This window comes from Ensifer sp. 38_S197 (assembly GCF_056924495.1).
This window is the reverse complement of sequence record NZ_JBXOVZ010000001.1, coordinates 1,103,766-1,121,982: the sequence shown is the minus strand read 5'-3', so window position 1 is coordinate 1,121,982 and position 18,217 is coordinate 1,103,766. Positions and strand designations below refer to the sequence as shown.

The window sequence follows — 18,217 nt, the reverse complement described above, 5'->3', positions numbered from 1 at the left end:
AGAAAGGGGAATACCATGTTCGACCAACGGCTTACCAAAACCACCGCACTCGCGGCTCTGGCCTTCGTCCTGCAGCACAACGCTGCGTCAGCAGAAACCAAGACGCTCTATATCGGCATGAACGGCGGCAACTTCGAGCGCGCCTATACCGAACACGTGTTGCCGCCGTTCGAGAAGGCGAACGACGTCAAGGTCGTCATCGTGCCCGGCACCTCGGCCGACATTCTCGCCAAGGCAACCGCCGCCAAGGACAATCCGCAAATGCATGTCATGCTGCTCGACGATGGCGTGATGGTACGCGCGATCGGCGGAGGCCTCTGCCAGAAGATCGCCGCCGATCCGGTGCTCGACCAGATTCAGCCGGCCGCTCGCCTGAAGGACGACATGGCCGTGGGCGTCGATATGGGCATGACCGGACTCGCCTATAACAAGAAGCTTTTCGACGAGAAGGGTTGGCCGGCGCCGACCTCGTGGATGGACATGGCCGATCCGAAGTTCGAAAACGCCGTCGTCTTCCAGTCGGCTTCCGCATCGAGCTTCGGCCTGCACGCCTTCCTGATGTTCAATCGCATCCAGGGCGGCGACGAGACCAATGTCGAACCCGGCTTCGAAAAGTTCTCCGACACGATCGGCAAGAACGTCATCGAGTTCATCCCGAGCTCGGCCAAGATCTCGGAGATGGTGCAAACCGGCGAGGCCGCGATCTTCCCGTTGACCCCGACGGCCGTCAACAACCTGAAGGACAAGGGCATCCCGGTCGAATACGCGCAGCCCAAGGAAGGCTCCGTGGTGCTCGCCGTCACCGAATGCGTGATCGCCAACAACAGCGAACCGGAACTCAGCCAGAAGCTCGCTCACTACCTGCTTTCGGCCGAGGCGCAGAGCCTGGCGCTCGACCATGGCAACATCATCCCGTCGAACATCAATGCGAAGGCCGGCACGGATGCGGCGAACGAGAAGCTTGCAACCTTCAAGGCCAACATGCAGACCGCCAAGGTTCTGGATTGGGACGCGATCAACCAGAACCGGCAGGAATGGAATAAACGCTGGAATCGCATGATCGAAAGGTAAGCATCGTCTAACCTTTGTTTGCCTTTGCGCTCGCCCTCGCGGAAAACGCGGGGGCGTTGCCGCATTCCGGGATGGCGCATCAAAGCGCGCCGTCGATCGGAGAACTGTCGCGCTCGCCCGCGCCAGCCGATGACGGAAAGAGCTGGGAACCGAAGACCCCCTGGCTGCTGATCTCGGGAAAGCCGACATCGGCGATCTCGAAATCGGGCATCAGCGCAAGCATCGGGAGGATACGCTCGAAGACGGCGCCGCCAAGCGGTACCGCGTTCCATCCCGACGTGCGGAAACCGTAGGTCTCCGGTAGGCCCTTGGGTTCATCCAGCAGGGTCAGAAGCAGATAGCGCGGCTTGTCCACTGGAACGATGCCCATGAAGGATGTGACGTTGAGCTCCTTTGAGTAGCGGCCGCCGATCACCTTCTCCGCCGTGCCGGTCTTGCCGCCGATGAAATAGCCTTTGATCTCCGCCTTTTTCGCCGAGCCGGTCTTGGCATTGAGCCGCAGCAGATAGCGCAGCGCCTCGCCGGTCTCCGGCTTGATCAGGTCGTGGGCCAGCAGGCGATCTTCGAGCGGCGCACCCTTGATCAGCGTCGGCCTTATGAGACGACCGCCATTGACGAGCGCCGCAACCGCGATGCTCGCCTGCAGCGGCGTGACGGCGATGCCGTGGCCGTAGGAGGCGGTCGCCGTGTCGATCTCTCCCCAGCGCCGCGGCAGTTGCGGATGGGCGCTTTCCGGCAGTTCCGTCGTCAGCCGCGACATCTGGCCGAAGCGCGTCAGGAACGTACGCAGATTTTCGGGACCGATCGCGATCGCCATCTTCGCCATCGAGATGTTCGACGAGTAGATAAAGGCCTCGGGCAGCGTCAGCGGCCGGTTCTGGCCGCGGTAGTCGTTGATGCGGAAGCGGCCGAAGGCGAGCGGCTTGCTGGCGTCGACGACGGAGCGAAGGGTGAACCTGCCGGAATCGAGCGCCATTGCCGTCGTCAGTGCCTTGAAGGTCGAGCCCATCTCAAACGTAGCGGCGGCGATGCGGTTGATGCGGTCGGGTTTCATCGCGTCGACCGGTAGGTTCGGGTCGAAGTCCGGGTAGGAAGCGAGCGCCAGGATCTCGCCATTGCTGACATCGAGCACCAGCCCGGCTCCCGCCTTAGCGCTGAACTTGACGATCGCCTTGCGAAGCTCGGTCTCGAGCGCATGCTGGATGCGGATGTCGAGTGTGAGGCTCACCGGCTCGAGGTTGCGGTGGGAGAGATCCATGCCGCTCTGGCGCAAGACCTCCAGCCCCTGTCCCTCGATCCAGCGCTCGATGCCGGCGATGCCGATATTGTCGATGTCGACGGTGCCGAGCACGTGCGCGGCGAGCGAGCCGTTGGGATAGAAGCGCTGCTTCTCGCGCTGGAAGCCGATGGCCGGAATGCCGGCGTTCCAGGCCGCCTGTTCCTCCGCCGGCGTTACCTGACGCTTGATCCAGGCGAAGGCCGCGCCGCTCTTCAGCCGTCGATAGAGGTCACGCCGGTCGATGTCGGGGAAGATCGCGGTCAGCTTCTCGACGGCCTCGTCGACATCGACGATCAGCCGGGGTTCGGCATAGAGCCCGGAACTCGGCACGTCGATCGCCAGGAGATCGCCGTTTCGGTCGAGGATCGATGGACGGCCGAGGCTGGGTGGGGGCGGAATGTAGCCGGTTCGCTCGTAGTCTGCGACGCCAAGCTGGACAAGGCGCGCGAGCATGAGCCCGAAGACGAGCGCGAAAGCGCCGATGACGAAGAGCAACCTGCCGCGACGATCCGGGCGGAGCTGAACCTGGCGTGTCATGTCAGTAGAGCCCGTTGCCGTTGGTAAGAAGCTTTTCACGCAGTTCGGGCGAGAGGTCGGCGTCGGCGGTTGCCGACGTGCTCGCCGTCTCGAAACCGTCGATGACGGGGCAACCGCCGGCGCAGGGCGCAGTTCCCGGCTTGAACGCCTCGAGAATGGCCCCGGGCGTGTCCCCAGGCACCGGTTGGCCGCTCTTCCTGTCGATTGCCTCGACCGTCATGCCTGCCGGCGCCTGGAAATCTGCCGCCGGACGTCCCTGCAGCGCCACTTTCATGAAATCGATGAAGATGGGTGCGGCGAGGCCACCGCCGGTTTCGCCGTAGCCCATCGGCTTCGGCGTGTCGTAGCCGAGGAACACACCAGTCACGATGTTCGGGGTGAAACCGACGAACCAGACATCCTTTTCGTCATTGGTGGTGCCGGTCTTGCCGGCAATCGGTACGCCGAGGGTGCCGACATTCCTGGCCGTCCCCCGCTCGACGACGCCGCGCAGCATCGAGGTCACCTGATAGGCCGTCATTGGATCGAGCACGTAGTCGCGATCGTCGACCGGGACGGGCTCTCCCTGGCTGGCCCAGTCGGAGGCGTTGCAGTCGTCGCAGCGGCGCTGGTCGTGGCGAAAGATCGTACGGCCATAGCGATCCTGGATACGATCGACCATCGAGGGCGTAACTGCCTTACCGCCATTGGCGATCACGGCATAGGCGGAGACCAGCCGCAAGAGCGTCGTTTCGCCGGCGCCGAGTGACATCGGCAGGTATGGCTTCAGATCGTCATAGATACCGAAGCGCTTGCCGTAGTCTGCCACGAGATCCATGCCGAGATGGCGGGCGAGGCGCACCGTCATCAGGTTGCGGCTGTTTTCCAGGCCCACGCGCAAGGTCGAAGGACCGCTGAAGCGCCCGTCATAGTTCTTCGGCTTCCATGTCCTGCCGGCGCCGTCGGCAAGTGCGATCGGCGCGTTCATCACCAGCGTTGTCGGCGAATAGCCGTTGTCCAGCGCCGCGGCATAGACGAAGGGCTTGAACGACGATCCCGGCTGGCGATAGGCCTGGGTCGCGCGGTTGAATTCCGACTGGGCGTAGGAGAAGCCTCCGGCGACCGCGAGCACGCGGCCGGTGTTCGGATCCATGGACACGAGTGCACCCTGAACGAGCGGCGGCTGCCGCAGGACATAGCCGTTCCCCTTTTTCTCGACATAGACGACGTCGCCGGGCGACAGGACGCTGTCGATCCCTGTGGCACAGTTCCGTTTTGCCTTGATCGAGCGGCAGAGCGCCCAGGCGAAACCCTGTTGGTCGAGACGGATCATTTCTGCCGCAGTGGTCCCGTTTGACGGTGCGGCCTCGGGACGGAGCCCGATTTCCGCGTCCGCGTTCCCTGCGGCAAGGACCACGCCCAGCCGCCATTCCGCTACGTCGGAAAGCGGCCGGAGCTTGATGAGCGCGGAAGCCCAGTCCTCGGTTGCGGGGAGCCTGGCGACCGGGCCGCGGTAGCCTTTCGCCTGGTCATAGGCGATGAGCCCCCTGCGCAGTGCCTTCATCGCAGCCTCCTGCAATCGCGGGTCGAGCGTCGTGCGTATCGAAAAGCCGGCGGTGTAAAGGGCGGTCTCGCCATATTGGCCATTGAGCTGGCGGCGGACCTCTTCAGTGAAATAGTCGGAACTCGAGATCGCGGACGAAGGCTGGCGTTGCTGGACGCCGAGCGGGGCGGCGGATGCCCTGGCGGCAGTCATGGCATCGATGACTCCATTCTGACGCATCTGGTCGATGACCCAGTTGCGGCGGCCCATTGCGCGTTCCGCCTGGCGATCGGGATCGTAGTTGTTGGGTGCTTTCGGCAGGGCTGCGAGGAAGGCTGCCTCCGAAACCGAGAGCTCGCTTACCGGCTTGTCGAAATAGGTGAGTGCGGCCTGTGCCACGCCGTAGGCGCCGCGCCCAAGATAGATGTCATTGAGATAGAGCTCGAGAATGCGGTCCTTGGAATAGGTCTGGTCGATCCGCAGCGAGAGGATCGCTTCGCGCAGCTTGCGTTCAACCGTGCGGTCGGAAGACAAGAGGAAATTCTTGGCGATCTGCTGCGTGATCGTTGAGCCGCCGATCATGCGCCGGCCGGAACCGTAATTGGCGAGATTGGACAGAAGAGCCGTGCCGATGCTCGCAACGTCGATACCGGGATGGAGGTAGAAATTCTTATCCTCCGCCGAAAGGAATGCCTGGCGGATACGCGCGGGGATCGCGCCAATCGGCAGGAAAAGCCGGCGTTCGCGCGCGAGTTCTGCGACCATCGTACCGTCGCCGGCATAGAGGCGAGTGGTGACCGCGGGTTCCCAATCGGCAAGCGTGCGGTGATCGGGCAGATGTCGCGTCAGTGCCGCGACGATGGCGGCCGCTGCGAGCGCAACGACGGTCGCGAGATTGAGGGATGTGCCAAGCAGACTTGCGATGAACTTCATAACGGCGAAATGGACCTTTGCGGCAAAAGCAAAGCCCGGCCGGCACGGATGCCCGTGCGGCGCGCGGCCAATCTGGAACGGCATTTGGATTCGCCGGCATCCGAGATGCCGGCTGTGGCGACGATGCGAGCGGGCGCTATGGCCAGGCAAGACGACACATGGGACCGATCCCCATAAGCGGCGCGATCAGCAGCATCTTCCCGAGCTGCCGAGCGACAGCGGCGTCAGTCGATGAAGTTCACCGTAAAGGGATTGTGCTGGAGCAACAAACCACGTTTATTTGCGAGACCCATTAGATGATTTAGGGCATTCATGGTCAGGCCATATCTTCCGCTCAATGCGTTGCGCGCCTTTGAGGCATCGGCGCGCCATCTAAGCTTCACCCGCGCGGCGATCGAACTCTGCGTGACGCAAGCCGCGGTGAGCCATCAGGTCAAGCTGCTCGAAAGCCGACTGAACGTCACCTTGTTCAAGCGTTTGCCGCGCGGACTAATGATCACGGCAGAGGGCGAGGCATTGCTGCCGGTGCTGCGCGATTCTTTCGACCGGATGGCGGATATGCTCGAGCGCTTCGAGGCTGGACATATTCGCGAGGTGCTGATGATCGGCGCGGTCGGCACCTTTGCCGTCGGCTGGCTGTTGCCGCGGCTTGCCGACTTCCAGGCCAAGTATCCGTTCATCGATGTTCGGCTTTCGACCAATAACAATCGAGTCGACATGGCGGCGGAAGGCCTGGATTTCGCCATCCGCTTCGGCGGCGGCTCCTGGCACAATATAGAGGCGACCCGGCTGTTCGAGGCGCCGCTTTCCGTGCTCTGCATTCCTGAGATCGGAGATCGGCTGAAGACACCCGCCGATCTCCTGAACGAAACGCTGCTCAGGTCCTACCGGGCCGATGAATGGGTGAACTGGTTCGACGCGGCCGGCATTGCCTATCCGGCGCCGCTGCTGAAAGGCATCGTCTTCGACAGTTCGCTGGCGATGATGGAGGCGGCGGCCCAGGGGATCGGCGTCGCGCTCGCGCCGCCGCTGATGTTCTCGCGGCTGTTGTCGAACGGCACGATCCGACAGCCGTTCGGCGTTCACACCTCAATGGGAAGCTACTGGCTGACACGGCTGAAATCACGGCCCATCACACCGGCGATGAAGGCGTTTGGCGAGTGGCTCTCCGCCGCGGCGGCGCAGGAGGCAGCCGCCTTGCCATCGCCTCCGGGACAAGAGCTGCTCGCTGGCTGAAGCCGAAGATCTGTTCCTCCTACAGCGCCGCGCGTCTTATGAGACGCGCAAAGGTCGCTGTAGCACTCTGATTTACTGCATGTCTTTGTCCTTAAATCGAAGTCGATTTAAAGAGACGTGCAGTAGGCGTAAGCCGGGTTCCGCTCCGCGGAGCGGCTTCACCGCGCTGGGGAGCCCCGCAAGCCATCGAGGCCGTCACAAGACCAAATAATTCTAATGTCTGCCCTGAGTTCTTGTGATGCCCGTTTTGATGGCCCTCCCGGGCGCCTTGGCCGGCACCAGCGGCGAAAAGCCGTTCGCGTCTTGCTCAGGCGTTTTTTGCCGTCGAACATTCATACACTGTGCGCCCCGTTTGCGGGTCGACGCCGGCAAGGCTGACTTCGTAGCCCCAGAGGTGGCGTACATGACGCAGCGTCGCGTCGCGGCTGCCTTCCTCGAGCAGGATTCCGCTCTTCACATTGTGTTGCAATCGAAGATGCCGGTCGCCGAGGAGATCGACGTCCATCACCTGGATGTCGGGCTGGTTGGCGCCGAGGTCGTAACTGTTGGCGAGGGCAGAGCGAACGGCCGAATAGCCGCGCTCGTTGTGGATCGAAGCGACCTCGACAAAACGCTCGGACGCACGGTCTGCGAGGTGGAACAGCCGGAATTTGCGTATCACCGCCGGGCTCAGATATTGCAAGATGAAGGATTCGTCGCGGTGGTTGGCCCAAGCGTCGCGCAGCGTTTCCATCCAGTCGCCGTTGCCGGCAAGGGAAGGGAACCAGTCGCGATCCTCGTCCGTCGGCTCGGTGGCGATCCGCTGGATGTCCTGCATCATTGCGAAGCCGAGCGCATAGGGGTTGATGCCTGGATAGCGCCGGTCGTCGAAATCCGGCTGGAAGACGACGTTGGAGTGGCTCTGCAAGAGTTCCAGCATGTGGCCCTCGCCAATCCGGCCCTGGTCGTAGAGCCGATTGATGATGGTGTAGTGCACGAAGGTGGCGCAGCCTTCGTTCATGACCTTCGTCTGGCGCTGCGGGTAGAAATATTGTGCGATGACCCGAACGATCCGCAGTAGCTCCCGCTGCCACGGTTCCAGGATCAGGCTGTGCTTCTTCGAGAAAATAAAGCAGGTTCTCTTCCGGCAGGTTCAGCACTTTCTTGCGCTCGGAAGCGTCCCGCTCGGCGTCGGCCGGGTCATGGCTCTCGGCCGTCTGCGGTAGCGTCCTCCAGAGATCGCTGTAGGTCTGTTCCTCATATTCCAGCCGTTCCCGTGCCCGTTCCCGAACCTTTTCGGAGGAGAGCCGCGGCGGCCGGCGATAGCGGAAGACGCCCTGGTCCATCAGCGCGTGGGCGGAATCGAGGATCGCCTCCACCGCGGCGGTTCCGTGCCGTTCCTCGCATTTGGCCACGTATTTCTTGGCGAAATCCATGTAGCTCAGAATGGCTCCGGCATCGGTCCACTGGCGGAAGAGGTAGTTGTTCTTGAAGAAATGATTGTGGCCGAAGGCCGCGTGCGCCGTGACCAGCGCCTGCATCGCCATCGTATTCTCTTCCATGAGATAGGTGATGCAGGGATTGGAATTGATCACCAGCTCATAGGCAAGGCCGCGGTGGCCCTTGCGGTAGTGGTGTTCCTCATAGGCGAAGCGCTTGCCGAAAGACCAGTGCTGGTACATGAGCGGCATGCCGACCGAGGAATAGGCGTCGAGCATCTGCTCCGAGGTGATGATCTCCAGCTGGTTCGGGTAGACGTTGAGGCCCATTTCCTCGAGCGCAACTTGCTCGATCGCGTCATAGGCACGGGAAAGTGTCACGAAATTCCAGTCCGAGCCCTGGAACAGGAGACCTGAAGTCGCACGTCGAGCCATCCGGTCGTCCCTCATTTCCGGGTGCGTGTGGCCGGCTGCCGGGCAAAGAGCCTGCGGAAGACCGGGTAGATGTCCGCGGGCTTGGCGATCCGGGTCATCTGGAAATTCGCCTTCTCGCCATCCACCGTGCGATAGGCGCGCCAGAGCGCGGTGCCGTTGTCCGTCGATCCGAAGATTTCCGTCTCGCGCTCGTCGATGATCTCGACATAGGCGTAATACTGGCAGAGCTTCGTCAGCTTCTCCCGGAGCAGCGCGGCGCAGTGCTCGCTGTCGCCGATGATGTTGTCGCCGTCCGAGGCCTGCGCCGCATAGATGTTCCAGATCTGCGAGGGGTAGCGCTCCTCGATGACCCTGATCATCTCCTCGAGCGCGGTCGAGACGACCGTGCCGCCGCTCTGGGTGCTGTAGAAGAACGTCTCCTCGTCAACCTCGCGGGCTTCGTCCGTGTGGCGGATGAAGACGATGTCGATGCGTTCGTAACGCCGCTTCAGGAACAGATGCAGAAGCACGAAGAAGCGCTTGGCGAGGTCCTTCTCGCGTTCGCCCATCGAGGCCGAGACGTCCATCAGGCAGAACATGACCGCGTTGGCGTTCGGCAGCGGTTGCGCTTCGAAGCGGTTGAAGCGGATATCGACGGGGTCGACATAGGGAATGCGACGTCGCTTGCGCTCGATCCTCTCCAGTTCGCTGCGAAGCTCGCTGAGCCTTTGGCGGTCTTTCGGTGAAAGCTCCGGCGTCGCCTCCAGTCGCGCGATCTCCTCGGCGATGGCGGTCAGCTCCTTTTCCTTCGGTCGATGCAGCGCCAGGCGTCGGCCGAAGCTGTTGCGCATGGTCCGCCCGACATTGATGTTGGTCGGCGTGCCCGCGGTGGCGAAGCCTGCGCGACGCGGTTTGAACAACACCGTTTCCTTGAGGCTGAGCTTGATCATGTCGGGCAGTTCCAGATCCTCGAAGAAAAGATCGAGCACCTCTTCGCGTGAAAGGACGAACTGGAAGTCGTCTTCGCTTTCTCCGGTCCCGGGACGTCCCCGGCCGCCTCCGCCCCCACCTGCTTCCGGCTTCGGCAGGCGGTCGCCTGCCGAAAACTCCTTGTTGCCGGGAAGCACATAATTGCGTTCGCCGCTGCCACGGGCCGGCTGGAACGTCGGCTCAGTGGCGCCATCCGTCGGCATCGGCACGCCATGGGCGGCATCGACGTCGATGATCCTGTCGGTTTTGACCTGTTCCTTGATGACCCGCTTGAGTTCTTCGCGGGCCCGTTTCAGAAATCGCTGTCGGTTGCCGAGGCTCTTGTCCTTCGGATTGAGCCGCCGGTCGATGAAATTCGGCATATACCAATCCCCTGCTTCGGCATCGTCAGCCCGCCTTGTTGACCCGCATGTACCAATCGACCAACCGCCGGACCTGGCGCTCGGTGTAGCCGCGCTCGGTCATGCGCTGGACGAATTCGGCATGCTGCTTCTCGGTGGCGCTGTCCTTCTTCGAGCCGAAGCTGATGACCGGCAGCAGGTCTTCGACCTGGCCGAACATGCGCTTCTCGATCACGTCGCGAAGTTTCTCGTAGCTCGTCCAGGAGGGGTTGCGCCCATGATTCTTGGCGCGGGCGCGCAGGGTGAACTTCACGACCTCGTTGCGGAAATCCTTGGGATTGGCGATGCCGGCCGGTTTTTCGATCTGCGACAGTTCGCTGTCGAGGATCTCGCGATTGAGGATCTGCCCGGTGTCGGGATCCTTGAAATCCTGGTCTTCGAGCCATGCGTCGGCATAGGCGATATAGCGGTCGAACAGGTTCTGGCCGTATTCGCTGTAGGATTCGAGATAGGCCTTCTGGATCTCGTGACCGATGAATTCGGCGTAACGGGTGGCAAGCTCGGACTTGATGAAGTCGAGATAGCTCGCTTCGGTCTCCTTCGGGAACTGTTCGCGGCGGATCGCCTGTTCCAGGATATACATGAGGTGCACGGGATCGGCCGCAACCTCCTTGGTGTCGTAGTTGAAGGTCTCGGACAACACCTTGAAAGCAAAGCGGGTGCTGATGCCGGTCATGCCCTCGTCGACGCCGGCGGCGTCGCGATATTCCTGAACGGACTTCGCCTTGGGATCGGTGTCCTTCAGGTTCTCGCCGTCGTAGACGCGCATCTTGGTGTAGAGCGGCGAGTTCTCGTGGCGGGCAAGGCGTGTCGATACGGTGAAGCGGCTAAGGCATTCGAGAACTTCCGGTGCGCACGGGCTCTTGGTGAGCTCGCTTTCGCGCAGCAGCTTCTCATAGATCTGCCGTTCCTCGGTGACGCGCAGGCAGTAGGGAACCTTGACCACCAGGATGCGGTCGAGGAAGGCCTCGTTGTTCTTGTTGTTCTTGAACTGCAGCCATTCGGATTCGTTGGAGTGCGCAACGACGATGCCCTGATAGGGAAACGCGCCGAAGTTTTCCGTGCCGTTGTAATTGCCTTCCTGTGTCGCCGTCAGCAGCGGATGCAGGACCTTGATCGGCGCCTTGAACATTTCGACGAATTCGAGCAGGCCTTGCGTCGTGCGGTTGAGGCCGCCGCTGTAGGAATAGGCATCCGGATCGGCCTGGCTGTAGTGTTCGAGCTGGCGGATATCCACCTTGCCGACCAGCGAGGAAACGTCCTGGTTGTTTTCATCACCTGGTTCGGTCTTGGCGATCGCGACCTGGCGCAGGCGCGAAGGCGTCAGCTTGACGACGCTGAACTTGGAGATGTCGCCGTCGACCTCGTCGAGCCGTTTCGTTGCCCAGGGAGAAATCAGGCCGGTGAGACGCCGCCGTGCAATGCCGTATTTGTCTTCGAGCAGGTCGGCCATGCGGTCGGGATGGAAGAGACCGAGCGGCGATTCGAAGATCGGGCTGATCTTGCCGCCAACTGCGAGCGTGTAGATCGGCTGCAGTTCCATCAGTTTCTTGAGACGTTCGGCGAGCGACGACTTGCCGCCGCCGACCGGCCCGAGCAGGTAGAGGATCTGCTTGCGCTCCTCAAGCCCCTGGGCGGCGTAGCGGAAGTAACCGACGATCCGTTCGATCGTATCCTCCATGCCGTAGAAGTCGGCAAAGGATGGATAGATCTTGACGGTACGGTTTGAAAAGATGCGGCCGAGACGTTCGTCCGCGCTGGTGTCGATCAGGGTCGGATCGCCGATGGCAGTGACCATCCGCTCTTGCGCGGTGGCATACATGCTTTTGTCGTCGCGACATGCGAGAAGGTATTCTTGAAGGCTGATTTCTTCCTGCGCTGCACTCGTGTAGATCTCGGAGAAGAGATCAAAGACATCGCATTCACTCTTTTGCATCATGCTCTCCCGCGGCCGCTGGCTGAGACGGGGATCGCTGCTTATCGGCTCGCTCATTCGAATAAACGGCGTCCCATGCGCAATGTTCCCTCAGATTACTCGCTTTCTTCTGATTCTCGAAGGGGTTGCTTTCAAGGATTGAAAGATCGTGACCGCAGGCTCACGAAATCCTGATCCGGATCGTCGTGCTGGCGCGCTGGCGGAACGTTTTTCTTCTTTTTCTTCGGACAGGAGCCGCGACGGGGTGGTGATCCTGCAACGTGCGTAGAGGGCACTGTCCATGGGTCTCGATGCGACACGCACCGGCGTCGAGCATAGCAGCAGCACGGAGCGGTGGGCGGCGAGCGCCTACAGCGCCGCGCGTGTTATCAGACGCGCAAAGGTCGCTGTAGCACTTTGATTTGCTGCATGTTTTTGTCCTTTAATCGGCTACGATCAAAGGAGACATGCAGTAGACCCGCGGCAAAGTCGTCAGGACAGCCAGGCCGGCAATCGCGCCGGCACGCGTCCCGTCAGCGCCGCCTCGACGCAATCGGCAAGGCTGCCGAAGCGAACGGTGCGGCCGGAGAGGCCCGGTCCGTAATGGGCATATTTGCCGGAATTGGTCATCAGCGCCCGGGTCTTCGTCGGGAAGACCGGCTCCGAGATCGAGCACCAGCAGAGATCGGGCAGCACCTGAATGCCGCTTGCTTCAAGGCGCGAGAGCAACCCTTCTTCCTTCGCCTCGGCGATCGCGTCGCGTCCGGCCGTCACGATGACGGCGACATCGCCGTGCCGCTTCCGACCGTCGAAGGCTTCGGCCAGCGCGCGGCATTCCTCAAGCGAAGCGTGCGGGCTGCCGATGGCGACGAGCTCGACTTCCGCAGGGCCTTCGTTCAGGAGAGACCAAGCTTCGGCCATGTCGGCGCGCGTGATCTTCGTGCGGTCAGCGTCCTTCGCTGCAGTACCTTCTGCTTCCGGGGTCACGCCCAATACATGCAGCATGGGAGATGCTGAGGTCGTGCCGAAGGCGGCGCAGAGCGCCTTGAGGTCGTCGCGCGAGGGTTTTGCCGATGCAAGACCACGCAACAGCGGGATGCGGTCGGGAGCGGCCTTGCCGGCGAGGTAGCCGATCAGCGGCCAGAAGGCATCGTCGACGTTCTCAGGCAGTTCCACGTCGATGATGCGCTTCGCCTTGCGATGTTCGTCGAGATAGACGCCGGACAGCGGCGCGCGTCCCGTGAGCGCAATGCACAGATCGAGGAAGTCAGGATGCTTTGCCGTGCGTGCGCCAAGCACCGTGTTGGCGAAGATGACGGCGTTGGACTCGGCCCAGGCAATGGATTCGCCCGCCTTCGGCGCGCTGTCGAGCAGATAGGGCGAGCAGGTGAAGGTCGGGCGGCAGCCCATGCGCACATAGGCGTCGGCAAGCCTTGCAGCCGGATCGCCGAAGCTCTCCGGTACGCCCTGTGCCTGCCAGTTGGCACGGTCGACCGAAATCGCGTTCATCGTCGTCGGCACACGGACCTTGGCGCCCATGTCTGCCATCTTCTCGGCGAAGGTGAGGTTCGCCGGGCTTGCATAGATGCAGCCGTCGATGTGGCCTTGCACCACGTCCACGAGCTTTTCCGCACCCTGCTGCGCCGCCATCGCCGCGATGATGCGCATCGCCTGTTGCACGGCGATGCCGTCACGACCGTCGAGCATAGCGCGATCGTCGTCGGTGAGGTCGAGCGCCGTCGTTGCCGGCGGAGCGACCGGAATTGTCATGCCATCGGCTTCGATTGCCGTATCGCTGATGCGCGCGGTCTTTGCCTGCGAGAGCGCCTTGAAGGCTTCGCGCGAAAGCCTGAGCACCGGCAAGGATTTGCCGAACATCTCAGCCGCAATCAGCGCGCCGAGTGTCAGCACGTCCTCGGCTTCGGAAAAGACCAGCGCGGCGGGTGCACGGCCGGTCAGCGCCATGTCGAGCAGCACGCCCGACCCGGTGCAGGAGCCGCGGCTCGACGGCATCATCAGGATGCCGCCGGTGAGACAGAGGCCATGCAGCGGATGGTGCACATCGATCACCCGGCCCGTAGCGGGGTCGACCCCACCCCAGAAGCTCAGCGCCTCCTCGGTGGCGATTACAGGGCCGTCGGCGGAGCCAGTAAGAATGCTGCGGGCGGCGATCGATTGGGTCATTTTACGATAAATCCGTGGGCGAAGGGGTCGCGGTCATCGATGAAGATCGTATTGATGCCGGTCATGCGGGCCCAGCCGGCGATCGAAGGAATGATGGCATCGCGCTCGGCGACCTTGGTCGCTGCCTCGACGCGGCCCTTGAACAGCGAGCCGATGATCGATTCATGCACGAACTCGTCACCGACCTTGAGCCTGCCCTTGGCAGCAAGCTGGGCCATGCGCGCCGAGGTGCCGGTGCCGCAGGGCGAACGGTCGATCGCCTTTTCGCCGTAGAAAACGGCGTTGCGCGCGTGCGCCTCGGCCTGCGTCGGCTTGCCGGTCCACTGGATGTGGCTGAGGCCCTGGATCTCCGGGTGCTCCGGATGGACGAACTCGTATTTGGCGTTCAACGCGGCGCGCAGCTTCGGGCTCCAGCCGATGAGTTCGCCGGCCGTATGGTCGGCCATATCGCGGAAATTCTTCTGCGGCTCGACGATGGCGTAGAAATTGCCGCCATAGGCGACGTCGACGATGATCTCGCCGAGGCCCTCGACCTCCGCCGTCAGCCCTTCGGCATAGAGGAAGCCGGGCACGTTTGTGAGGCGCACTTCCTCGACGAAGCGGCCCTCCTGGCGATAGGTGATGTCGACCTTACCGGCCGGTGCGTCGATCGAGAGCTTGCCGGGCTCGCGCGGGGTGATGAGGCCATTCTCGATCGCCATGGTAATGGTGCCGATCGTGCCGTGGCCGCACATCGGCAGGCAGCCGGAGGTTTCGATGAAGAGCACTGCCACATCACAATCGGCGCGCGTCGGCGGATAGAGGATCGAGCCGGACATCATGTCGTGGCCGCGCGGCTCGAACATCAGGCCGGTGCGGATCCAGTCGAACTCACGCAGGAAATGGGCCCGCTTCTCCAGCATGTTGGCCCCTTCGAGCCGCGGTCCGCCGCCGGAAACGAGGCGGACTGGATTGCCGCAGGTGTGGCCGTCGATGCAGGAGAAGGTATAGGTGGCCATGGTCGATGCTCTGTCAGAACCTTTGAGGCGAGAAGGATTGGATATCGATCGCCGGACGCTGGCCGGTCAGCAGATCGGCAACGAGCCGCGCAGTGCCTGCCGATTGGGTCAGCCCGAGATGGCCGTGGCCGAAGGCGTAGACGACGCGGCCGGTCGCGCGGGCGCGGCCTATCGCCGGCAAGCTATCGGGCAGCGACGGACGGAAGCCCATCCATTGTACGCCACCTTCGCTCTTGAACCCGGGCAGGAAGGTCTGCGCCTTCTTCAGCATCGCGTCCGAACGGCGGTAGTTCGGCGGCAGCTTCAAGCCGCCGAGTTCGACCGCGCCGCCGACGCGGATGCCGGTTGAAAGCCGCGTGACGACGAAGCCGTGGCCGCCGAAAGTGACCTGCGTGCGCAGGTCAAAGGCATCCTGTGGAAGCGTGGTGTTGTAGCCACGTTCCGTTTCCAGCGGGATGCGTTCGCCGAGCGTGCGGGCGATCTGGTGCGAGAAGGCGCCAGCCGAGAGCACGACTTGGTCAGCACGCCGCGTCTTGCCGTCCGCCGTCAGCTCCACCCCGCCCTCGACCGGCTTCAAAGCCGTAACGTCGGCACGCTCGATCGTGCCGCCCTTGGCGCGGAAGTGGTCGGCAAGTGCCAGCGTATAGAGCTTCGGATCGGCGATCGAGTACCAGCCGGGGGTGAATGTGCCATGAGTGAAGCGCGGCGCCAGACCGGGCTGGATGTCGGCCATTTCGGCCGCACCCATATGACGGAATTCGATGCCGTGCTCGGCCCGGGCCTTCCAGCCGGGAAACGAGGCCTTCAGTTCGGCTTCGCTTTCATAGACCTGGAGATTGCCTTCCTTGCGCAGCATCGGCAGCGTGCCCGTCGCGGCGAGGAAAGGTTCGAGCTCCGTTTTGGAGAGGTCCATCATCGCCGTCTGCGCGGTCGTCGAATGGGCGACGCGGCTTGGCGAGCAGGCGCGCCAGAAGCGGAACATCCAAGGGGCGATCTGCGCAGCATAGGCCGGGGGGACGCTCAAGGGCCCAAGCGGGTCGAGCAGCCACTTCGGCGCCTTCTTGAGGATGCCCGGCGAAGCGAGCGGCAGGATGTCGGTGAAGGCGAAGGCCCCGGCATTGCCGGCGGAGGCTCCCGCCGCCGGACCTTCCCGGTCGAGCACGGTGACGGAAAGCCCCCGTGCCTGGGCGGCGATTGCCGCAGAAAGGCCGACAACGCCGGCGCCGATGACAATGACGTCAGGCTGAACTGCATCCTTCATGATCGGCTCAGTGCGTTGCTGCCAGGAACTTCTTGAGTTCCGGATCCTTCGGCGCGCCGAAGAGCGCCTCGGGTGCCGCGATTTCCGCCATCACGCCCTTGTGGAAGAAGGCGACGCGATCGGAAACTTCGCGGGCAAACTTCATTTCATGGGTAACGCAGATCATCGTCATGCCTTCGGAGGCAAGCATGCGCAGCGTGTCGAGCACTTCGCCGACGAGCTGCGGGTCGAGTGCCGAGGTCACTTCGTCGAACAGCATGTATTCTGGCGACATGGCGAGTGCGCGGGCAATTGCCATGCGCTGCTGCTGGCCGCCCGACATGCGGGTCGGGTAGACCGAGAGCTTTTCGCCGAGGCCGACATGGGTGAGCTGCTTGACGGCGATCTCCTCGGCTTTCTCCTTGGAGAGTCCGAGCACCTTGCGCGGCGCCAGCATGACGTTTTCGAGCACGGTCAGGTGCGGGAAGGCGTTCCATTGCTGGAAGACGATGCCGACTTTGGCCCTGAGCTTGTTGAGGTCGGTCGACTTGGCGTGGACCTCGGTGCCATCAACCAGAATGCGGCCGGCATCGATCGGTTCGAGGCCGTTGATGCAGGTGAGCAGCGTCGACTTGCCGGAGCCGGAGCCGCCGATGACGGTGACGACTTCACCCTTGTTGACGGTGAGGTCGATACCTTTGAGAACCTCCAGCGAACCGAAGGACTTGCGGACGTTTTGGATCTCAATCATTGGACCACCGTTTTTCAAGGTAACCGCCGAGCCGGGCGATTGGGAAGCTGATGAGGAAGTAGATGGCGCCGCAGATCATCAGGATCAGCAGCGGTTCCTGCAGGCGTGTGACGAGCACCTGCGAGGCGCGCAGCAACTCGATCAGGCCGAGCCAGAGGACGAGGGCCGAGTCCTTCATGACGCCGAGCGTCAGGCCGATCCAGGACGGCAGCGAAACGCGGGTGGCGAGCGGTGCCACGATGTAGCGCATGTCCTGCCACCAGGTCATGCCGAGCGAACGGGCCGCGCGGCGCGTCGTCGGCGGTACCGACGAGATGCCGCCGCGTACGATCTCGGTGCAATAGGCGGCCGTATAGAGCGACAGCACCACGCAGGAGGTCGTGAACGGAGCCCAACCAAGCTTGGCAATCGCCTGGAAGGCGTTGGCGAGGACGAGTTGGATCAACAGTGGCACCGAGCGGAAGACGTCCAGCACGAAGGTCAGTGGTGCGCCCCAATAGGGGCCGACCTGGTTGCGCACGACGCCGAAGACGATGCCGAGCACCGTGCCGGCGGCGACCGAGACGGCGGTGACCGCAAGCGTCATCAGGGCGCCTTGGAGCAGGAAGCCGAGATCTGCGAGGGTGAGGGCGGTATTGAACATCTCTCACCTCTCCTTAGTAGCGGAACATGCGCGCGGCGAGCAGACGTGCCCCGAGCGTCACGACCTTGGCGATGACATAGTAGATCACCGCGGCGATGGCGAAGAATTCGAAGGTGCGGAACGAGCGGGCGTTCAGTTCCTGCGTGATGCCGGCAAGGTCGGTGTTCATGCCGACGGTGACGCCAAGCGACGTCATCAGGATCGCCCAGACCATCTGGTTGGTAACCGGCAGGAAGGCGATGCGCAGCATCTGCGGCAGCACGATGTAGCGGAAGGCCTGCACCGAGGTCATGCCCAGCGAACGGCCGGCACGCGTTTGGGTATCCGGAATGGCCTTGAGGGCGCCGCGGAAGTTTTCTGCGAGATAGCCGGCATTATTGAAGGCGATCCCGGCGAGCAGCGCCGTATAGGGGCTCAGATGAATGCCGAAATTGCCGAGGCCGAAATGGGCCATGTAGATCTGGAACAGCGCCGGCGTATTGCGGGCGATCTCGACCCAGGCGGTGGCAAAACCACCGAGGATGCGATTGCCGGACAGGCGGCAGGCCGTCAGCGCCAGCGCCAGGGCTAGGCCGATGACCATCGAGAGCAGAGCCACCTGCAAGGTGACCAACGCTCCATCGAGCATCTGCGGCAGAGCCTTCAGCGCCTGGTTCCAATGGAAGGTATAACTGAACATTGTTCG

At 62.7% G+C, this 18,217-nt stretch carries 12 protein-coding genes and 1 pseudogene; 2 read left to right on the top strand and 11 right to left on the bottom strand.

The features are described from left to right. Window positions 1-15: 15 nt before the first annotated feature. Window positions 16-1,071 (top strand): ABC transporter substrate-binding protein, encoded by a 1,056-nt coding sequence (locus tag AC1Z3V_RS05055; protein WP_483497607.1) that lies wholly within the window; start codon window positions 16-18, stop codon window positions 1,069-1,071. A gap of 79 nt (window positions 1,072-1,150) precedes the next feature. Here the strand turns inward: AC1Z3V_RS05055 and AC1Z3V_RS05050 are convergent, their stop codons facing one another. Together AC1Z3V_RS05050 and AC1Z3V_RS05045 are read right to left on the bottom strand one after the other, a co-directional pair. After that, window positions 1,151-2,887, bottom strand: coding sequence for a peptidoglycan D,D-transpeptidase FtsI family protein (locus AC1Z3V_RS05050; RefSeq protein WP_483497606.1), 1,737 nt, complete (start codon window positions 2,885-2,887; stop codon window positions 1,151-1,153). Between the two features lies 1 nt (window position 2,888). Beyond that, complete coding sequence (locus tag AC1Z3V_RS05045) at window positions 2,889-5,342, bottom strand: penicillin-binding protein 1A (RefSeq protein WP_483499555.1); 2,454 nt, start codon at window positions 5,340-5,342, stop codon at window positions 2,889-2,891. Between the two features lie 312 nt (window positions 5,343-5,654). Between AC1Z3V_RS05045 and AC1Z3V_RS05040 the strand changes: the two genes are divergently transcribed. Next, window positions 5,655-6,578: a LysR substrate-binding domain-containing protein gene (locus AC1Z3V_RS05040; protein WP_483497605.1), complete on the top strand. Its 924-nt coding sequence runs from the start codon at window positions 5,655-5,657 to the stop codon at window positions 6,576-6,578. A 307-nt stretch (window positions 6,579-6,885) separates the two neighbouring features. Here AC1Z3V_RS05040 and AC1Z3V_RS05035 read toward each other — a convergent pair. The 9 genes and pseudogenes from AC1Z3V_RS05035 to AC1Z3V_RS04995 all read right to left on the bottom strand — a co-directional run bounded on the left by AC1Z3V_RS05035 (window position 6,886) and on the right by AC1Z3V_RS04995 (window position 18,211). After that, window positions 6,886-8,431: pseudogene (locus AC1Z3V_RS05035) on the bottom strand (SpoVR family protein). Window positions 8,432-8,442: 11 nt separating this feature from the next. Beyond that, window positions 8,443-9,762 carry a YeaH/YhbH family protein gene (locus tag AC1Z3V_RS05030; protein WP_483497604.1) on the bottom strand — a complete coding sequence of 440 codons (1,320 nt, stop codon included), beginning with the start codon at window positions 9,760-9,762 and terminating at the stop codon, window positions 8,443-8,445. A gap of 25 nt (window positions 9,763-9,787) precedes the next feature. Further along, window positions 9,788-11,737, bottom strand: a complete 1,950-nt coding sequence (locus tag AC1Z3V_RS05025) for a PrkA family serine protein kinase (protein WP_483497603.1) — start codon at window positions 11,735-11,737, stop codon at window positions 9,788-9,790. Window positions 11,738-12,208: 471 nt separating this feature from the next. Continuing rightward, window positions 12,209-13,900, bottom strand: coding sequence for a cis-3-hydroxy-L-proline dehydratase (gene lhpI / locus AC1Z3V_RS05020; RefSeq protein WP_483497602.1), 1,692 nt, complete (start codon window positions 13,898-13,900; stop codon window positions 12,209-12,211). Beyond that, window positions 13,897-14,898 carry a 4-hydroxyproline epimerase gene (locus AC1Z3V_RS05015; RefSeq protein WP_483497601.1) on the bottom strand — a complete coding sequence of 334 codons (1,002 nt, stop codon included), beginning with the start codon at window positions 14,896-14,898 and terminating at the stop codon, window positions 13,897-13,899. The genes lhpI and AC1Z3V_RS05015 overlap by 4 nt, the downstream gene beginning before the upstream one ends. Before the next feature lie 13 nt (window positions 14,899-14,911). Next, on the bottom strand, window positions 14,912-16,159 hold the full coding sequence (locus AC1Z3V_RS05010) for an NAD(P)/FAD-dependent oxidoreductase (protein ID WP_483497600.1): 1,248 nt from the start codon (window positions 16,157-16,159) through the stop codon (window positions 14,912-14,914). Between the two features lie 7 nt (window positions 16,160-16,166). Then, window positions 16,167-16,889, bottom strand: a complete 723-nt coding sequence (locus tag AC1Z3V_RS05005) for an amino acid ABC transporter ATP-binding protein (RefSeq protein ID WP_173519532.1) — start codon at window positions 16,887-16,889, stop codon at window positions 16,167-16,169. Next, window positions 16,882-17,532 (bottom strand): amino acid ABC transporter permease, encoded by a 651-nt coding sequence (locus AC1Z3V_RS05000; RefSeq protein ID WP_429814275.1) that lies wholly within the window; start codon window positions 17,530-17,532, stop codon window positions 16,882-16,884. The genes AC1Z3V_RS05005 and AC1Z3V_RS05000 overlap by 8 nt, the downstream gene beginning before the upstream one ends. A gap of 13 nt (window positions 17,533-17,545) precedes the next feature. Further along, window positions 17,546-18,211 carry an amino acid ABC transporter permease gene (locus AC1Z3V_RS04995; protein ID WP_429814272.1) on the bottom strand — a complete coding sequence of 222 codons (666 nt, stop codon included), beginning with the start codon at window positions 18,209-18,211 and terminating at the stop codon, window positions 17,546-17,548. Window positions 18,212-18,217 lie beyond the last annotated feature (6 nt).